Here is an 18,734-nt window from a genome sequence, read left to right as displayed (position 1 = left end):
ATGTCTACATGTTCTTTTCAGTGAACTCAGCTAAGCTACTACGCTCTACTTCATCAAAAATTAGAACAGACCCTTTCTCATAGTTTCTATACACATTAACAGCCGCACTTGCACCAGACGAAGCAGGTGTTACAAACTTATCATCAATCTGGGCAAGGTTACCAAGTACAATTGTACGACAATTTTTACCTCCCCTACTAAGCATCCCTTTAATTTGAGCGCGTGTCATATTTTGAGCTTCATCAATGATTAAAACAGCATCGTCTATTGAACGGCCTCGAAAGTAAGCCATACTAGTAAATTCTATATTGGCTTTTTCGATCACATGCTCAACTGTTGCATGAATATTTGTTTCATGATTATCATCTGAATGCATTGAAATTAATGCATCGGTAATGCCTGCCAGAAGAGGCATCGATTTTTCAGTTAAATCCCCCGGAAGAAATCCGGGATCGTCGTCCATGAAGTCTCTAGAGCGTACCACAACGATTTTTTTGTACTTTTTCAACTCCAATACTTGATGCAGCGCCGAAGCAACTGCCAAAAAAGTTTTTCCGGAGCCAGCAGGGCCAAGGATAATATTTAAGTCATAGTAAGGGTCTGTTAATTGGCTTAAAGCTACCGCTTGACGCTGATTTTTTGGCAATATGCCCCATACCTTTTCTTGCTTACGAGGCAATAACTTTGTGTATACCTCAGTATCAGTCACTTCTGAAATCCGGCCAATGTGTCCGGCTTCATCGTACCAATACATGTTTGGCTGAACTTCATCGTTGAACAAGCTGATTGGGAATGTATAAACCTCTCCTGAGACTTTGAAATCTTTATCTGATTCAATTCGATCAAAAAGATCACCTTCAAAGGCTTGTACGCCTGTATAAAGCAAATCTATATCTGCGATTTGATTATCAACGGATACATCTTCAGCCATAACACCAACAGTTCGAGCTTTTAATCGCATATTGATGTCGCGGCTAACGATGGTAACGTCTTTATCTAACTCTTTCTGAAGATGGAGTGCATAGTTAATTATTCTATTGTCAGCATCGCTACCTATCGTGTGCTTTAATTCTTTTGCCATGTCCAATTGAGTATCAATACCAATGAACAACTTGCCTCTTTTAGCTGTTTCAGTAGAAGGCAGTGGAATACCTGCTTCCATTTCTTCTGCACTGTGCCCATTAATTATGTCTTCAAGCATACGAATACATACACGAGCATCAGCACTTACCGATTTATTGGTTCTTTCTTTTAAATTATCTAACTCTTCTAAAACTGTTAGACAGATGTATACATCTTCACTGTAAGCGAGCAATGACTTTGGATCATGAACTAGTGCCGATGTATCTAATACTCTTGGGTTTCTGTGTTCACTTAGATTATTCATTTTAGTTCTCCTTTGAGAACGATTTTCATTAATTAGCATTTTAGATTTACCTTAGGTTTATTATTTTTGTTTGTGCCTTCTTGCAGGTTAAATCCGTTATTTATATTTATTGATTAATGGTTCTGTTCTTTAAGTCACACTTAATGACATGTTAGAGAGATTAGATCTGAGCTTGTTATAAATACTCAATTTCTTCAGTAAGAATAAGGTCTGTAGATAGGTCTGCACAAATATTGGAAAAAAGCTTGCAGTAATACCTGTTTTACCACAGCCTGCAGGCCCTGTCAGAATCACTAAATCCATATGTGTATCGAGCAATGCATTCATTGCCATTGCTTGATAAATATTTTTAGGTCGCACTCCCCAAGCCATTCTGGACATCAATCGCTCATAACCTAAATCTAGAATCGTTACTTCATCGTCAGTAAAGCTTTCAACCCGAGCCGCAAAATGCCCGCCATCATCTAACAAATATTCATTAATGAATACATCTCCAAGCAAGTCTTTGGGCACAGTGTGGTGTAATTCTCGCCCTTCTTGATCGCTTTTACATTGACCAACTGTCTGCCAAAAATCACCCGATAATTTTTTATGCCCAGAACTGAGTAAGCTAATATCGTCAATCAGTTGATCGGTACGGTAGTCCTCTACAAACTTAAGCCCCGCTCCTTTGGCTTTAAGGCGCATATTGATGTCTTTTGTCACTAAGACAACTTTAATATCTGGGTATTGGTTTTGCAGATGGACAGCACTGTTAATTATGCGATGATCGTTTTCATTTCCGGGTAATCCTGAGATTTGTTCCGCAAATAAATGATCATTTACAATCAACAGCTTGCCATTAGCGGTGCGTTCATCAACTTTTGTACTTGGCAATGCCACGCCTTCGATCATTTCTTCAGGGGTGGCGTTATGCAACACTCCTTCTAATGAGCGTATCGCCACTCGGGCATCGCGACTGACATCTTTTTTTCGATCTTTGATATGGTCAAGTTCTTCTAGAACTGTCATAGGGATGATAACGTCATGCTCCTCAAAGGACAGAAAAGCAAGTGGTTCGTGCAGTAATACGTTGGTATCAAGAACATACATTTTTTTTTCTTCAGCGCGCATTTTTCCCATAAATCATTCCTTCTGTTTTATGATTTTTCTGCTTTACTTCAAGTTTAGTCTATTTCTAAAAAGAGGCGTTTTTATTACAAAATAGTAATAAAAAATCTTAGTTTAGTAATTTAGGTTAACAATTGCCGCTGCACATAAAGCCCCGAAAACTAGGTTCTTTTCGCGCTTAAAAAATAACAGGTGAAACACCTGCTTATAAGCGGTAACATAGCCGCCTTTTTTTCATAGGGGTCGAGTGAGTCAATGAATTTTTCCTTAGGGCAACGTTGGATTAGTGATACAGAATCAGATTTAGGGCTGGGGACAGTTGTGTCGGTTGAAGGCCGCCATGTGACTATTTTATTTCCAGCTACCGGTGATAACCGCGTTTATTCAATGTTAGAAGCACCTGTTACCCGTGTTGTTTTTAATCCTGGGGATAAAATCCGCTCGATCGATGAGTGGGAATTAATTGTTGAAAGTATCAGTGAGCAAAATGGTATTTTGTGTTACACCGGTCGTCGTGCAGATGACGATGAACCAGCACAATTAAAAGAGACGTTTTTAGATCACTTTATTAAATTTAATCACCCACAAGACCGATTATTTGCTGGTCAAATTGACCGCTTCGACCGCTACACATTGCGCTATCAAACGTGGCAACATCAGTATCAAAGTGAGCAATCACCTCTTCGAGGATTAATTGGACCCAGAGCCAGCTTAATTCCTCATCAATTATATATTGCTGAAGAAGTCGGTAAACGCTTTGCTCCGCGAGTGCTGTTATCAGATGAAGTTGGCTTAGGTAAAACCATTGAAGCAGGGATGATCATTCATCAGCAATTAATTGCTGGTCGTGCAAGCCGAATATTAATTGTTGTCCCTGAGAATTTACAACATCAGTGGTTAGTCGAAATGCTGCGTCGCTTTAATTTGAAGTTTTCCATCTTTGATGAAGAACGATGCACCGAAGCATATGCGGACTCCGACAACCCATTTGAAACAGAACAACTCGTTTTAGTCAGCTTAGAGTTTTTAACCAAGAAAAAACGTTGGTTCGAAAAAGCGACATTAGCGGATTGGGATTTATTAGTTGTCGATGAAGCCCATCACTTACGCTTTGATAAAAGCAAACCAAGCACAGAATACATCCGCATTGAAGAGTTAAGCCAAGATATCAAAGGCCTCATCCTACTGACTGCAACACCTGAGCAACTTGGCCATGAAAGCCACTTTGCCCGTTTGAAATTGCTTGATCCGGATCGTTTTTATGATTATGACGCCTTTGTTGAAGAAGAAAGTCACTATCAAGAAGTTGCTGAAGCAGCAAACCAACTCTTATCAAACGATGATTTAAATCAGAGCGCGCAAACAACTCTCACACAATTATTAAGTGACACCCATATCACTCAACTGTTGAGCGATGTCGCCAAAGGGCAACAAGAAGCGCGTAACGAAATTTTATCGTTATTACTCGATCGCCATGGCACAGGCCGTATTTTATTTAGAAATAGTCGCAGTGCGATTTCTGGTTTCCCAACTCGTATTCTCGAGGCACATCCGGTGGCTATGCCAAAACAGTACAGCACCGCGATGTCTGTAATGGGCAATATCAGTGGCAGTCAAAACCAAGAACAAGCAGCCCTTCGCGCTTTATTTCCTGAGCAAATTTTTCAAGAGTTTGAAGGCAGCACAGCTAGCTGGACTAAATTTGACCCGCGCGTCGATTGGCTAGTAGATAAACTATTAGAGCTCAAACGCGAAAAAGTTTTAGTCATTTGTGCTCATGCGCAAACAGCCTTAAGTTTAGAGCAAGAACTGCGCGAACGTGAAGCCATCAAGGCTGCGGTGTTTCACGAAGGCATGTCTATTATTGAGCGCGATCGCGCTGCGGCTTTTTTTGCTGATGAAGATAATGCAGCGCAAGTGTTACTGTGCTCAGAAATTGGCTCTGAAGGTCGTAATTTCCAGTTTGCTCACACCTTAGTGTTGTTTGATTTACCACTGAACCCTGATTTACTTGAGCAACGCATCGGACGTTTAGATCGAATTGGCCAAACGCAAGACATTCAAATTCATGTTCCTTACTTCGAAAATACCGCACAAGAAGTTCTCTTTCGTTGGTATCACGAAGGTATTGATGCCTTTGAACAAACCTCAAGTACAGGCCAACTGTTATATCAAGAATTTAGCGAAGACTTACTCGAGTTAATTAGCAATCACAACTGTGATGAAGAAGAACTCGACCCTTTACTTGAACAAGCAGCGAAACAAAATCAAGTTCTCAAAAACAAAATGGAACAGGGCCGAGATCGTCTACTCGAATTACACTCAAGTGGTCAAGGACGAGCGGAAGAGTTAGTCGAAGCTATTGCTGCCAAAGATGACGAAACTCAATTGGCGATGTTTATGATTAAAATCTTTGATGTCTTTGGGGTTAATCAAGATGACAAAGGTGAAAATAGCATCATTCTAAAACCAACTGAACACATGTTGGTGCCTTCATTTCCGTGTTTAAAAGACGAAGGCATTACCGTTACCTTTGATCGTGATACTGCATTGGCCCAAGAAGATATTCACTTTATTTCTTGGGATCACCCGATGGTTCAAGGGGCAATGGAACTCATCGCCGATGATAATTTTGGTTCAAGCTCTGTGGCGTTACTTAAAAATAAAAAGTTACCTGCAGGAAGCTTTTTTGTTGAGCTGATTTATATTGCAGAAGCCAGTGCGCCGAAATCATTACAAATCGGCCGTTTCTTACCACCAACACCAATTCGTATATTACTCGACAAAGCCGGTAATAATTTAGCTGCTAATGTCGGATTTGATGGCTTTAATCAGCAACTTTCAGCCGTAGGCCGTCAAACTGCAAGTAAATTAGCCAATGCTTTACAACCACAGATTCATGGCTTAATTCAAACTGCAGCGACGATGGCGGAACAAGAAATGCTCACCATAAAAGCAGGTGCGCACCAATCTATGTCTGCAGCTATGGCTGACGAAGTAGAACGATTAACTTCACTGAAAAAGTGTAACCCAAACATTCGTGATGAAGAGATCCAATTTTTGGCAAAACAACAAGCTGAACTAGATCAACACATCGAAAAGACACAGCTTAAATTAGATGCCATCCGTTTAATTGTTGTCTCTCACTAAGCATTTGACTAAAATGGCCAGCTTCAAATAATGAGGCTGGCCGTGTTACTTAATTACTCTCCCCCGATGACCCCCTATCTTGAAATTATTTATCAAGATGATGACTTACTCATTTTAAACAAACCCAGCGAATTGCTGACTGTGCCAGGTAAAGATCCTATTCATGCTGATAGCTTAGAAAAACGCGTACAACGAGTTTTTCCAACCGCCAAGATTGTCCATCGTCTCGATATGGCCACTTCTGGACTGATTTGCATGGCGCTTCATAAAGCCGCTCACAGTCACATCAGCCGACAATTTCAAGACCGAAAAACCAAAAAACGCTACATCGCACGGGTATTTGGACACCTCGCTGAGCAGACTGGTAGTATTGATTTACCCCTTATTTGTGATTGGCCAAATCGCCCAAAACAAATGGTTGATTTTGACCATGGCAAGCCATCATTAACCCATTGGCAAGTGCTTAATTATGAAAAAAATGTCACTCGAGTTGCTCTGACCCCCATCACAGGTCGCTCTCACCAACTTCGTGTCCACATGCTCTCACAAGGTCACGTCATTTTGGGTGACCGACTATATGCTCATCCAGATGCACTCGCAATGGCCCCTCGCCTTCAACTCCATGCTGAATATTTAGCGCTGAGCCACCCCATCACAGAAAATTGGCTTGAATTTACGGCTCCTTGTCCGTTTTGATGCTCAACCTCTATAATTATTGACCGGATGACGTTAACTTTTTTGACCTGAGGCCGTTAACAAGATTAATCAGGCTCTCAATTGAGGTGTATTTGAAATACTTACTCATCTTTTTAATTAGTTTCACAGTCAGTGCGACTGAAATTTCTGCGCCAGAGTCACTTGAAAGTGTGTATCAGCAAGATATGTTTCATTACTACCGTGGCGATGAAATTAAAATGATTTTGGCGGGTGAAACTGAATTTGCAGTACTGTTTCGCGACCGCACTTCAGCGATGGCAAAAGGAGTCGTCATTTTATTACCGGATTGGCACATGCCGGCTAATAATCATTATGGGCTTGATTATTTACGTACTGAATTAAATGAATACGGCTGGGTCAGTTACGCGATGAATATTCCAGATCCGATTGCCTTTTATAATCAGGATATCCAAGCCGATCCTAATATGTTTCACGCACCAGCATTAGCTATCTTAAACAAAGATGATTTAGCCGCTTATAAACTCCAACTGCTGAGTCGATTTAAAGCTTTGTATCAATCCGCTCTCAATCATCCAGGGTTCATCATTGTCATTGCTCAAGGAGCCTCAAGTAGTTTGTTAGTCGAGTACTTTTCAGAACAAGCTGAAGAAGAAGTGGATGCCTTTGTGTTTTTAAGTAGTTACTTACCAGATCCAGAACTCAACTACACGCTTAATCAACGCTTTGCCAAAGTCAGCTCGCCTGTCTTAGATATTTTTAGCAGTGAAGATAGCAATTTAGTCAAAACAACTCTGCAGCAGCGAAAAAAAATGGCCACCAAAGAACATAAAATTAATTACCGACAACGCGAGCTCTTTAGTAGTCAGCAAAATCCAAGGCAGCAAGCTCGCTTACTAAAAGAAATTTATGGATTCTTAACAAAAATTGGCATTTAAGGTCATCTGTAGCCGGTCTATTTTTATTACGCTGGATGCTTTTTAAGGTATTCATATGCAGCTTGAATATCTTGGCTTTTTCGTTTTGCCACTTCCATCAAATGCTCTGGTAACCCTTGTGAAACAAGTTTATCAGGGTGATGCTGACTCATTAATTTTCGATACGCTTTTTTAATCTCTGCCGCACTTGCTGAATCACTAACACCCAACACATCTAAAGCCTGTTTTCGCCCCATCACGCTTGTTTGGGTCGTCGACTGACGCTGTTTATCGCCCGATTGTTGACGCTGCTGGCTAAATTTAAACTCTGCTTGATAACGTTTTAGAATGAAATTGAAATGTGTTTGCGAAAAACCTAATAGCTTGGCCGCTTGTTGCAATAACTCACGCTCAGATTCAGACAAGTGACCATCACAAAATGCCATTTGAATTTGAATTTCAATAAACAGCTGCAATAAATCATAACGACCCGAAAAGCGACGTTTAAATTCTTGTAATGTCTCTTTAAATGTAAACTCGTTGTCTTTTCCCGCACGAAATGCATCTTGCGCCTCTTGCCGACTCTCTCCTGATAGCTGCATTTCATCCATAAACAATCCGGCCGCTTTGATATGCGTTTCACTGACACGACCATTTGATTTGGCAATATGCCCCATCACAGAAAAACAGGTATAAAAAAATAACGCTTGGCGTTCACTGACTTCTTCGCCACTAAATAAGGACTGAAATCCTCCCGCCTTATCAAAGTTCTGCTTGATTGAACGATCAAACATATGACCTAGATAAAAACCTAAAATAGCACCTAACCAGCGACCAAATAAAAAGCCAAACAAAGTGCCTAAAACCTTTCCCCACATATACTCAATCCTGTTATTACATCAAATAGTTATTGTTTTTAAAGCAAGGTGCGCTGACTTGCATCTAACTGTGCTAAACGCTCGGGCGTTCCCACATCGACCCACTGTCCTAAATAAAGTTCACCAGTGACCTGATTATGCGCCATTTTTTCTCGTAGCAACGGGGCTAATGGGCGAAACTCAGCACTCAATCCAGTAAAAAATGTTGGATGATAAACGGCGATCCCCGCAAAAGTGTGGCATACCTCTCCCTCACTTTTTACCATGCCATGAGATAAAGAAAAATCACCTGAGGGGTTATGTTCTGGGTTTTCGATAAGGACTAAATGGGCATGGCCGGGATCAATTTGCAGCTGAATCAAACTATGGGCATCATAATCGGTGAATACATCCCCATTGATTACAATAAAGGGCTCTTCTCCTAATAACGGCAACGCCTGAATAATCCCACCTGCGGTCTCAAGCCCTTCAGGTGGCTCCGGGGAGTATTGGATATCCAACCCCCATTTTTGGCCTTGTTGACAAAAAGCACGAATAACGTCACCGCACCAAGCCAAATTGATAACAACATCTGTCACACCTGCAGCTTTTAAGCATGATAAATGATAATCAAGTAAAGGGCGGTCATTTACTTTTAACATCGGCTTAGGTTGCTCAGCAGTCAGCGGCATCATGCGCTTCCCTCTTCCTGCCGCTAAAATCATCGCTTTCATAATTGCTCTTGGAGTTTTGGAATGATGTGCTTAACCAGCCATTGATGCAGCGCTGATAGTTCAATATATCGAGCTGAAATTTCAGTGATATAACTCATGGTCGGTAAAATTGATGATAAATAACCGGGCTTTTGGTCTCGCTGCGCTAAGCGTGTAAAAATTCCAGCAGCTTTAAGGTGCCTCTGTAACCCGACTAAATCAAACCAACGGGTAAACTCAACCTTAGACGCACCATCCAATAAGCCCACTGATGTTAATGCCTGATAGCCATAATCAAACAACACTTCAAATTGCTCAGCAGGTAGTTGATGGTAGCAATCACGCAATAAGGACACTAAATCATAGGTAACAGGGCCTGTGACTGCATCTTGATAATCAATCACGACCCACTGCTGCTGGCAAAACATCAAATTACGGCTGTGATAGTCACGATGGACTGTTACTTGTGGCTGTTTTAATAAATTATCAGTTAACAAGCTTGTGACCGCTTGCCACATCTCATACTCATTGTGTGAGAGGGCCATTTCGAGAAATGTTTCTACTAACCACTCTTGAAAGATAGTCAATTCTACATTGACAAAATCTGTGTCGTAACGCTTCATCGAATTGACTGCTGGGGTCTTAGCGATTAAAGGAATTAAATCAATCAGCTGTTGATAATATTTTATTATTTGTGGCTCATTAACCAAATCAGCTAAATGCGTTTGACCTAAATCTTCTAGCAAAAAAAATCCGTGAGCTTCATCAGCAGATAAAATGTGCGGTAAACGCAAACCTTGCTCAGCAAAGACTTGATTATATTCAACAAATGGTTGGTTATTGACACGAGACGGATCTGAGTCCATCACAATACCGCACTGCTCAGCACTGATTAAACGATAATAACGTCGAAAACTGGCATCTCCGGTAATAGGCTCTAGTGTAAAATGAGCCCCCATGCAATTGGCATGAACAAACTGTTGTAAGGCGTCGAAGCGTTGATTCATAAGATCACTAAATTACATTTTTTTACTATCATAACAATTTCATTCATTAGAGAAATATTTAAAATTGTTTTATTATGTGGCATTCCTGCTAACCACCTGAGCATTAAGGTTAATAAATGAACAAACTCTGGGGCTTATTGTTGTTTTCTGGCTTTAGCCAAGCAACAAATGCCAACACTGAAGCGACAGCACAGATCTGTGATGCTTCCCCCCAAACCAGAGCATGGCAGCCACTTCCAGGAATTGCAGCGAAATCAATGGACATCGAAGCTGATAATGTAGAAGTAATCGGCACGCAAAGTGCGCAATTTAGTGGTGATGTGGTGATAAACTCACCATTAATGACTCTCACAGCTCAATCTGCCTTAATTGATAAAATTCAAGGTTTATTGGATGCCCGCGGCCCAATCACATTTGAAGATAATCAATCTGTCATTACCAGTTCAGGCTTAAATGCTAACTTAGGCGAAAACAGTATCAATTTGCATGGTGCTGAGTATCGTTTGACTCAACAACAAGGCCGAGGTTACGCTGAAAAATTAGCCATTAATGAAAATGAGCTCAATTTATTTAATGGTAGTTTTACGACCTGCCCAGCAGATAGCGAAACTTGGTCGATTCACGCATCGAAAATACGCTTATCCCAAGAAGAAGGTTGGGGAGAAACGTATGGTGCGGTATTAAAAGTGTACGATACACCACTTTTATATATCCCATATTTTACCTACCCAATTAATGATAAACGTAAATCAGGGTTTTTAGCGCCTAACATTGGCAGCTCCGACCGCTATGGCTTAGAAACAAAAACACCTTACTATTGGAATATAGCGCCTAATTATGACGCTACAATTACCCCTAGGTACATGTCCAATATTGGCCTTCAATTACAAACTGAATTTCGCTATTTGACTGAACAACATCAAGGTTTAATTGCCCTTGAGTATTTGAAAAAAGATGACTCTGAACCGACGTTAGATGATCGCTATTTATTTCACTGGCAACAAAGTTCTAAGCTCAGTGATAACTGGCGTGGCATGATAGATGTGACCAATATCAGTGATGATAACTATTTAACTGATTTAAATTCTAACTACGCCAATAAAACAGATACACAGCTTTATCGTACAGGATTGCTCACCCACCTAGGCGAGCGCTGGCAAACCGATATCAAAGTACAGAACTTTGAAGTACTCGGTGATCACTTAAGTTCGTACTCTGCCTACCCACAGATTAGCTTTAATCAAACACAAGCATATCAATGGCAAAATATAAACTTTACTGTCGATGGTGAGCTCAGTCATTTTAAAAATAACGACTTGAAAAAAGCCAACAACGCAGACAAAAACGTCGCCAAAATTTACGAAGCGACCCGTTTGCACATAGAGCCTAAAGCGCAATATTTATATCAGGACTATGCATGGTCTTTTTTATCTGAATTAAGTTTGATGCAAACTAATTATCAGCAAAAAGGTGATCTGACCGAAAATGGTTACCAATTTGATGAAACGGTTAACAGAACACTGCCTAAGTTACGCCTCTATGGCCAAATAAACTTTGAACGCGATACAGATTGGTTAGTTGAAGATGGATTACAGACTTTGACTCCTCAACTTCAATATCTGTATGTGCCAGATAAAAATCAAGATAACATCGGCTTTTACGATACCACCCGCCTACAAGATGATTTCTTTGGCTTGTTTAGAGATAAACGCTATTCGGGAGTGGACCGGATTGCTAGGGCGAATCAATTTACCCTTGGCGCAACAACGCGTATATTCAGTAATAAAAATGAGGAACTATTTAACCTAAGTGTGGGTCAGATATTTTACCTTTCAAACGAAGCGAAACCGTCAGAACAAACAGCGGCTTTAATTGCCTCAGAAGGTTCTTATAATGCACTTTTTGCAGGTGAAGCAATGCTGCATTGGCACCGCCGTTGGTATTTATCAAGTGGTGTGCAATATGACACAGAAGGTAAACAATTCATCCAATCTCATGTTACTTTAGACTACAAAGGTGACGATCAGCAGCTGGTACAAGTAAATCATCGCTTTGCAAATGATGTATCTGGCAATAAGATTGAGCAAATGGGTATGTTTACCAGTGTGCCAATTAATCAGAACTGGCATTTTATTGCGAGTTACCACCGTGATTTAGAAACAAATCGCAGTGTCGAATTGCTAACCGGACTGCAATATGAATCATGTTGTTGGGCATTTCAAATTACCGGACATAGACAAATTGAAACAGACTTAAATCAGTCTATTTCAGGACTTAACGAACAAACTGCCGTTTTTGATTCAGGAATTCGGTTTAATTTTGTATTTAAAGGACTCGGTGGAAAAGATAGTTATGATGCCAACAAGCTATTGCAGCAAGGTATTTTTAATTATCGTCGCCCGTACTTCCTAAATAACTAACGCAAGAAACAATAACAATGAAGTTAAAAACATTACTACTAACCGCCATGTTTAGCCTGAGCATGAGCAATTTAAGTGTCGCAAAAGAAGTGCAAATAGATAAAGTCGCGGCAATCGTCAACGATGGCGTGGTACTACAAAGTGAAATCGATACCATCATTAATCGTGTAAAAAGCCGAGCCAAAGATGATTCGCAATCACTCCCATCTGATGACGCATTACGACTACAAGCAATGGAAAGGTTAATCAATCAAGAATTGTTAATGCAAATGGCTGGTCGTATGGGGTTACAGATTTCCGATGCTCAACTTGATCAAACTCTGATGCAAATGGCAAAAGAGCAAGGTGGCACTTTGGCTGATTTACGCAAGACCATAGAATCATCTGGCGATAATTATCAAGCATACCGCGAAGAGATGCGCACAGAAATGACCACTCAACAAGTATTAAGGTCAAATGTTGAACGTCGAATTTATATCAGCCTCCAAGAAATCGAAAACTTACTCACAATTTTAGATCAGCAAGGCCAAACGAATGAAGAGTATGATATCGGCCACATTTTAATTGATTTACCGGTGGAAGGTTCAACTCAAGATATCGAAGATGCAAAAATTCGAGCAGAAAAAGTAATTAAACTTCTCAACGAAGGCAGTGAATTCAAACGCATCGCTATTGCTTCTTCAGGTGGCCAAAAAGCACTTGAAGGCGGTCAGCTAGGTTGGATGGGCATTAATGAAATGCCAACATTATTTGCTGAAGCGGTCAAAGGGAAAAAAGCTGGTGAGATCATTGGCCCACTTCGCTCAGGTGCTGGTTTTCACATTATCAAAATTCAAGAAATTCGTGGTCGCCAAGTAGTTGAAACTGTTGAAGTTCGCTCGCGCCATATCTTAATCAAACCGTCAATTATTGTCAGTGAAGAAAAAGCCAAAAGCATGCTTGAAGGCTTTGTCAAAGATTTAAACGCAGGCACAGCCGATTTTGCTGCACTTGCAAAAGAGCACTCTGAAGATCCGGGCTCAGCACTTAAAGGTGGCGAGTATGACTGGACCGACCCTACAACTTATGTTCCAGCATTCAGAGATGCATTACTGAGCCTTGAAAAAGATGAGCTTAGTCAGCCATTTCGTACCAACTATGGTTGGCACATAGTGCAGCTTTTAGGCAAACGCATTGCTGATAAAACAGAAATAGCCAAGCGTAACCGCGCACAACAAATGTTGTTTAATCGAAAATTTAAAGAAGAAAGCTTTGCTTGGCAGCAAGAAATTCGTGAGCAAGCTCACATTGAAATATTGGCTGACGAATAGTTATGGCACTTAGAATCGCAATTACACCAGGTGAGCCTGCCGGTATTGGTCCGGATTTGCTGATTAAATTAGCACAACGTCAATGGGATGCTCAGTTAATCGCGATTGCCGACGCTAATTTACTCACTGAACGTGCAAAGTTACTTAACTTACCGCTAACACTGATTGAATTTGATGCCAGCCAGCCCCCAACAATCCAAGCGGCAGGCCAACTATTTATCCAACAAGTGGATATGGCTGCCCCCGCTTCGCCAGGGGTTCTTGATGAAGCAAATGGGGCTTATGTTCTAGAGACGCTGAGAGTTGCCTGTGAAAACAATATCGCAGGTAATTTTGATGCTATCGTTACAGGCCCCGTGCATAAAGGGATCATCAATCAAGCCGGTATTTCATTTAGCGGCCACACAGAATATTTCGCCCAACAATCGAATACACCCGATGTTGTGATGATGCTGGCGACTGAAGGGCTGCGCGTCGCTTTAGTGACAACGCATATTCCTCTGGCTTATGTATCCAAAGCAATTACTCCAGATAGACTTCGCAAAGTCACTGAAATTCTGAACAACGACCTTCGTGAAAAATTTGCAATCGCCAATCCGCGTATTTTGGTATGTGGCCTCAACCCACACGCAGGAGAAAACGGTCATTTGGGCACCGAAGAGCTCACTACCATTATCCCTACCATGGAGCAGCTCAATAGCGAAGGCATGAATTTAATTGGTCCTTTGCCCGCTGATACGCTTTTTCAGGATAAATACCTAAATAATGCCGATGCCGTGCTTGCGATGTATCACGATCAAGGCTTACCTGTGTTAAAATATAAAGGTTTTGGTAATTCAGTGAATATCACATTGGGTTTACCGTTTATTCGAACTTCAGTTGACCATGGAACTGCGCTTGATTTAGCCGGCTCAGGTACCGCTGAAGTAGGCAGCTTTGAGCTAGCTCTCAAAGAAGCAATCCATTTAGCGACAAAAAAAGCGCAGAGTTAATGACAGATAAAGTACATTTAGGCCACAGAGCCAGAAAACGTTTTGGCCAAAACTTTTTAGACGATGCCATGATAATCGATAAAATTGTCACGGCTATCGACCCTAAGCCTGAAGACTGCTTAGTTGAAATCGGTCCAGGACTAGGTGCAATTACAGAGCCTGTAACTGACTTATCTGGCCATTTAACCGTAGTTGAACTTGATAAAGATCTGGCAGAACGACTCATCCATCATCCTTTTTTGGGTCCGAAATTAACGGTCTACCAAGGCGATGCGATGAAATTTGATTTTGCAAGCTTGGTTCCTGAAGATAAGAAAATCAAAGTCTTTGGTAACTTGCCTTACAATATTTCGACACCACTGCTTTTTCATTTGTTCGAGTTTTCAAATCACATCGAGCATATGCATTTTATGCTGCAAAAAGAAGTGGTTAAACGCATGGTCGCAAGCCCTAACTGTAAGGCTTTTGGTCGCTTAAGTGTCATGACACAGTATTATTGCCATGCAATCCCTGTGATTGAAGTCCCGCCTGAGTGCTTTAAACCGGCTCCAAAAGTGGATTCAGCAGTCATACGCCTTATCCCTAAAAAGCCAGAGCAGTTACGTGCCAAAAGCACCAAATTACTCAATACAGTCTGTTTAGAAGCCTTTAATCAACGCAGAAAAACAATTAGAAATAGTTTATCTAATTTATTAACTGCTGATGAAATGGCCACAATAGGCTTAGACATTAAGCTTAGAGCTGAAAACCTTTCTCTTGAACAATATATAGATATCGCAAATTGGTTATATGACAACAAGCAGTAATTTAGGCTCACCCATCAAAGTGAGTGTTGAAACCTTCTTTATTGAAGGACAGTCTGAGCCGGATAAAAGTAAGTTTGTGTTTGCTTACACTATCACGATTAAAAACCATAGCTTATGTAGCGCTAAGTTACTTAATCGTTACTGGTTAATAACCGATGCTGACGGCAAAGAAACGGAAGTTGAAGGTGAAGGCGTTGTAGGTGAGCAACCAACAATCGCACCTGGCGAAAGTTATAGTTACACCAGCGGCTCAGTGCTTGACACCCCTTTAGGTACGATGCAAGGCCATTACACCTTCAGAAATGAGTTTGGAACTGAATTTGAAGCACCTATTTCAGTTTTTAGATTAAGTATTCCGAACTTAGTCCACTAATGGCTGATTATATTATTGGCGATTTACAAGGTTGCTTTAACGAGTTTAAAGCAACCTTGGCAAAAATTCAGTTTAACCATAAACAAGACACGCTTTATCTAGTTGGTGACATTGTCGCTCGAGGACCTGATTCCTTAGCTTGTTTACGTTACATTCAAGCCCATCAGGATTGCATGCATACGGTACTAGGTAATCACGACCTTCATCTAATTGCCACCTACCTTTTAAATAAACAACCTAACCCAAAAGATCACCTTGAAGAATTGTTTTCAGCCCCTGATTTAGCTCAATTGATTCGTTTTTTACAATCCCAACCTTTAGCAATCTATTTAGAGCGTTACCATACCCTGATCTGTCATGCTGGCCTATCACCCGAATGGTCTCTCCAACAAGCTCTTGATGCCAATGATGACGCACAAGCCAAATACCAAGGCGAAGATGCCGCTTTTTATTTAAGCAGAATGTATGATAATCAAAGCATACATTGGCATGAAAACTTAAACGAACTGGATAAATTTAAATATACAGTTAATACTTTTACTCGCATGCGCTACTTGGATCAGGAGCTCAACTTTGATTTTGCAAGCAAAGGAAGCCCGCAACAAACACCAAAATTAACTCCTTGGTTCAATGTGAACAATCAGCAGCTAAATAATAAATTAACCATTGTTTTTGGTCATTGGGCATCATTAAATGGAAAAACTCAAAGTGAGCAATTTCAAGCCATTGATACTGGGTGTGTTTGGGGTGGAAAGCTAACAATATTGAAACTAAACGACATGCAACGAGTATCGATCGCAGCTATTTAAATTTATACTGTAATACTGCATATCTTTAAATTATCTGTTAGATTGAAACTAATGATTTAACTTATCTTGTTGGGTGCCGATAAGTTAAATAACCTCTCAGCCATTGTAGTAAATACAGGAAAACTTATGAACCTGACAGTCAGTCAGCGAATCTGGGGCGGATTCGTTTTAATTACTTTTTTACTCCTTTTAATAGGAGGCAATTCTTTAGGCAAGATTTCAAATATTAATGCTTCTGCACAACAAGTAAACCAATTATCTTTACCTGCGCTTGAAGAAAGCTCTACATTACAAGTAGAGTTCACATTAATGAGTAAACGTGCTCTACAGATATATTATAGTGAAAGTGAAAATGAGCTTAATGGATTCAAGGCTACATTCCAAAAAGCACAAAAAACCTATGAAGTTGCCAGTAACAAGCTGAGTCAGGTCGTCGACAATAACGCCCAGTTAAACCAAGCAAGCAGCCAAATAAAAACGTCATTTCAATCTTTTTTAAAGAATGTAAACAATCTACAGCAAGAAAAGTTAGCTGTCCTAAATCTAAGTTCCAAACTCACAGATCAACTTTCAGAGCTTGAAACTTCAGCCGAAGATGCGAGTACAGCTGTTTTAGATATCCTTGATAGTGTTAATTTAAAAGAAACCAATCCGGCAGCTTTTGAGGCTGCAAGTAGTATGGAAACTCGTTTTCTTTCTTTGGTTAGTACAAGTACTGATTTAATTAACGTCAAAAATGAACAAATTCTCGATACCCTTCACAATGAGCAAAAATTTAGTATTGAAAAACTTGAAGAAGGTTTCGAACTCGTTAAAAGCGCCGTTAATAATGATGAACCTGACTTAATTAGTGATCTCTATAAATACTTTAATAATGCAAAACAAATCATTACCGGCTCAGATTCACTTGCCGCAAATAAACAACGCCACCTAACGGCTCAAGCGAATGCCATAACAGAACTTAATGCATCAGAACAACATACCACAACAGCTCTAAAACAGCTTAATGAGCTTGTTTCGGTTGCCAGTAAAGTGGCTTTTGACTTACAAAGTGATGTGAACAAAGATGTTGATTCTGCTAATTTATGGACTCTTGTCGGCATGATTGTCGGTGCCTTAATTGCTGTCATAGTTGCTTATTTAACTGTGCAACGAATCGTACGTCCTTTGGCTGAAGTTAATTCTATTTTAGAAGTCGTCGCATCAGGCGATATGACGCAAAAATTAGATGACACTGGCACGGATGAATTTGGTGAATTAGCACGTAGCTGTAATCGTGTAATTGATAACCTGCGCCAATTAATTCAAGGAATTATATCTCGTTCGACCCAATTGGCTGCTGCTGCTGAGCAAACATCTGCCATCACTCGTGAATCAAGTCAGGCTATAGAAAATCAGCGTGCTCAAGTAGAACAAGCTGCCACAGCTACAACCGAAATGAGTAGCACATCTCAAGCCGTCACTCACAGCGCTGAAGAAGCCCTTAATGAAATTAAACATGCTGACAGCGAAGCTGAACGAGTCAAATCAATTTCATCTAAGAATAAAGACACGATAGAAAAGCTTGCTCAGGAAGTTGAAGGCGCGTCTATTGTTATCAATAAACTGCACAAAGACAGCGCATCTATCGGTGGTATTCTTGATGTAATTCGAGGCATTGCAGAGCAAACTAACCTATTAGCTCTGAACGCCGCGATTGAGGCTGCCCGTGCCGGCGAACAAGGACGCGGCTTTGCTGTCGTTGCTGATGAAGTACGCTCACTTGCAAGTAAAACTCAAGAATCGACCCAAGAAATTCAATCTATGATTGAGTCATTACAATCAGGCGCTCACGAAGCTGTTTCTGTAATGGCTAAAGGTAAAGAGCAAGCTGAATTTTGTGTTGAACAGTCAGAACAAGCAAGCCAAGCATTGCAGCTTATCACCAATTCCGTCTCTCAAGCGCACAATGTCAGTGAGCAGATCTCAACAGCTGCGCAAGAACAACATCATGTCTCACAAGAAATCAGTGAACGCTTAGAGTCAATTGTTGCTATTGCCGAACAAACAGCCGAAGGCGCAAACCAGACATCAAGTTCAAGTCAAGAGGTTGCGAGTTTAGCCGAAGAATTACGCCGCTCAGTGGACGAATTCAAGGTTTAAACAACACTCCTTCGAAAATATCAAAGCCAGCATTTATTGCTGGCTTTTTTAATTGCCCTAAACGGT

General features: G+C 40.6%; 14 protein-coding genes and 1 pseudogene. 10 read left to right on the top strand and 5 right to left on the bottom strand.

What is annotated here, in order from left to right:
* Positions 1-4: 4 nt before the first annotated feature.
* Entirely contained in the window at positions 5-1,387 is a 1,383-nt protein-coding gene (locus PULV_RS17585; protein ID WP_193332371.1) for a PhoH family protein, read from the bottom strand.
* Between the two features lie 258 nt (positions 1,388-1,645).
* Positions 1,646-2,500 (bottom strand): annotated as a pseudogene (locus tag PULV_RS17580) (PIN domain-containing protein); the annotation flags it as partial.
* A gap of 252 nt (positions 2,501-2,752) precedes the next feature.
* On the opposite strand from PULV_RS17580, the gene rapA reads away from it, so the two are divergent.
* From rapA to PULV_RS17565, 3 genes are all read left to right on the top strand, one after another.
* A complete protein-coding gene (gene rapA / locus PULV_RS17575) occupies positions 2,753-5,647 on the top strand; it encodes an RNA polymerase-associated protein RapA (protein WP_086744423.1) in 2,895 nt (964 codons plus the stop codon).
* 42 nt (positions 5,648-5,689) lie between these two features.
* Positions 5,690-6,343: a bifunctional tRNA pseudouridine(32) synthase/23S rRNA pseudouridine(746) synthase RluA gene (gene rluA, locus PULV_RS17570; protein ID WP_193332370.1), complete on the top strand. Its 654-nt coding sequence runs from the start codon at positions 5,690-5,692 to the stop codon at positions 6,341-6,343.
* A gap of 92 nt (positions 6,344-6,435) precedes the next feature.
* Entirely contained in the window at positions 6,436-7,260 is an 825-nt protein-coding gene (locus tag PULV_RS17565; protein WP_193332369.1) for a DUF3530 family protein, read from the top strand.
* Between the two features lie 26 nt (positions 7,261-7,286).
* Here PULV_RS17565 and djlA read toward each other — a convergent pair whose 3' ends face one another.
* The 3 genes from djlA to PULV_RS17550 are packed head-to-tail and all read right to left on the bottom strand — an operon-like array spanning position 7,287 to position 9,816.
* Positions 7,287-8,117, bottom strand: coding sequence for a co-chaperone DjlA (gene djlA, locus PULV_RS17560; RefSeq protein ID WP_086744420.1), 831 nt, complete (start codon positions 8,115-8,117; stop codon positions 7,287-7,289).
* A 38-nt stretch (positions 8,118-8,155) separates the two neighbouring features.
* Complete coding sequence (gene murU, locus PULV_RS17555; protein ID WP_086744419.1) at positions 8,156-8,830, bottom strand: N-acetylmuramate alpha-1-phosphate uridylyltransferase MurU; 675 nt, start codon at positions 8,828-8,830, stop codon at positions 8,156-8,158.
* Positions 8,827-9,816, bottom strand: a complete 990-nt coding sequence (locus PULV_RS17550; RefSeq protein ID WP_193332368.1) for an aminoglycoside phosphotransferase family protein — start codon at positions 9,814-9,816, stop codon at positions 8,827-8,829. Before PULV_RS17550 ends, murU begins: the two co-directional genes overlap by 4 nt.
* 116 nt (positions 9,817-9,932) lie before the next feature.
* On the opposite strand from PULV_RS17550, the gene lptD reads away from it, so the two are divergent.
* From lptD to PULV_RS17515, 7 genes are all read left to right on the top strand, one after another.
* Entirely contained in the window at positions 9,933-12,236 is a 2,304-nt protein-coding gene (gene lptD, locus PULV_RS17545; RefSeq protein WP_193332367.1) for an LPS assembly protein LptD, read from the top strand.
* Positions 12,237-12,253: 17 nt separating this feature from the next.
* Positions 12,254-13,546: a peptidylprolyl isomerase SurA gene (surA, locus tag PULV_RS17540; RefSeq protein ID WP_086744416.1), complete on the top strand. Its 1,293-nt coding sequence runs from the start codon at positions 12,254-12,256 to the stop codon at positions 13,544-13,546.
* Between the two features lie 2 nt (positions 13,547-13,548).
* Positions 13,549-14,538 (top strand): 4-hydroxythreonine-4-phosphate dehydrogenase PdxA, encoded by a 990-nt coding sequence (gene pdxA, locus PULV_RS17535; RefSeq protein ID WP_086744415.1) that lies wholly within the window; start codon positions 13,549-13,551, stop codon positions 14,536-14,538.
* Positions 14,538-15,344, top strand: a complete 807-nt coding sequence (rsmA, locus tag PULV_RS17530) for a 16S rRNA (adenine(1518)-N(6)/adenine(1519)-N(6))-dimethyltransferase RsmA (RefSeq protein WP_086744414.1) — start codon at positions 14,538-14,540, stop codon at positions 15,342-15,344. Before pdxA ends, rsmA begins: the two co-directional genes overlap by 1 nt.
* Positions 15,328-15,717, top strand: coding sequence for a Co2+/Mg2+ efflux protein ApaG (gene apaG, locus PULV_RS17525; protein ID WP_086744413.1), 390 nt, complete (start codon positions 15,328-15,330; stop codon positions 15,715-15,717). Before rsmA ends, apaG begins: the two co-directional genes overlap by 17 nt.
* Positions 15,717-16,526 (top strand): symmetrical bis(5'-nucleosyl)-tetraphosphatase, encoded by an 810-nt coding sequence (locus PULV_RS17520; RefSeq protein ID WP_086744412.1) that lies wholly within the window; start codon positions 15,717-15,719, stop codon positions 16,524-16,526. Before apaG ends, PULV_RS17520 begins: the two co-directional genes overlap by 1 nt.
* Before the next feature lie 126 nt (positions 16,527-16,652).
* Positions 16,653-18,668: a HAMP domain-containing methyl-accepting chemotaxis protein gene (locus tag PULV_RS17515; protein WP_086744411.1), complete on the top strand. Its 2,016-nt coding sequence runs from the start codon at positions 16,653-16,655 to the stop codon at positions 18,666-18,668.
* The last annotated feature ends 66 nt before the right edge of the window (positions 18,669-18,734 follow it).

Origin of the sequence: Pseudoalteromonas ulvae UL12, from assembly GCF_014925405.1 — a bacterium.
GTDB classification, from domain to species: domain Bacteria; phylum Pseudomonadota; class Gammaproteobacteria; order Enterobacterales; family Alteromonadaceae; genus Pseudoalteromonas; species Pseudoalteromonas ulvae.
Note: the sequence above shows the minus strand (reverse complement) of the source record. Positions and strands in the feature narration are given on the sequence as shown.